Source organism: Halomonas urmiana, from assembly GCF_005780185.1.
GTDB lineage: Bacteria > Pseudomonadota > Gammaproteobacteria > Pseudomonadales > Halomonadaceae > Halomonas > Halomonas urmiana.
Genome location: NZ_VBUI01000081.1, coordinates 1 through 593, shown reverse-complemented (window position 1 = coordinate 593; position 593 = coordinate 1). Strand labels below are relative to the sequence as shown.

At 70.0% G+C, this 593-nt stretch carries 1 protein-coding gene; it reads right to left on the bottom strand.

The annotated features are described in order from the left end of the window. On the bottom strand, nt 1–593 hold a 593-nt coding region (locus tag FEI13_RS18840; protein WP_138183021.1), incomplete at both ends, for an aldehyde dehydrogenase family protein.

Genomic DNA, 593 nt, shown 5'->3' with positions numbered 1-593 from the left:
TTCTCGACCAGCAGCCGGGAGCCGGCGATGCACACCTCGCCCTGGTTGTGGAAGATCGCCGCGGCGGCGTGCTGGGCCACCCGGTCCAGGTCCTTGCAATCGGCGAAGACCAGATTCGGGCTCTTGCCGCCGCACTCTAGGAAGACCTTCTTGAGGTTCGACTGGCCGGCGTACTGCATCAGCTGCTTGCCGACCCCGGTGGAGCCGGTGAAGGCCAGGCAGTCGACCTCCATGGAGAGCGCCAGCGCCTTGCCCACGGTGTGGCCGAAGCCCGGCAGCACCTGGAAGACGCCCCGCGGCAGCCCGGCCTCCCGGGCCAGGCTCGCCAGACGCAGCGCCGAGAGCGGCGACTTCTCCGAGGGCTTCAAGATGACGCTGTTGCCGGCGGCGAGCGCCGGGGCGATCTTCCAGGCGGTCATCATCAGCGGGAAGTTCCAGGGCACGATGCAGGCCACCACGCCCAGCGGCTCACGCAGCACCAGCCCCAGGGCGTTGTCGCCGGTGGGCGCGACCTCGCCGTAGAGCTTGTCGATGCACTCGGCCTGGTAGCGCAGGCAGCCGATGGCGCCGGCCAGGTCACCCAGCGCGCTGGT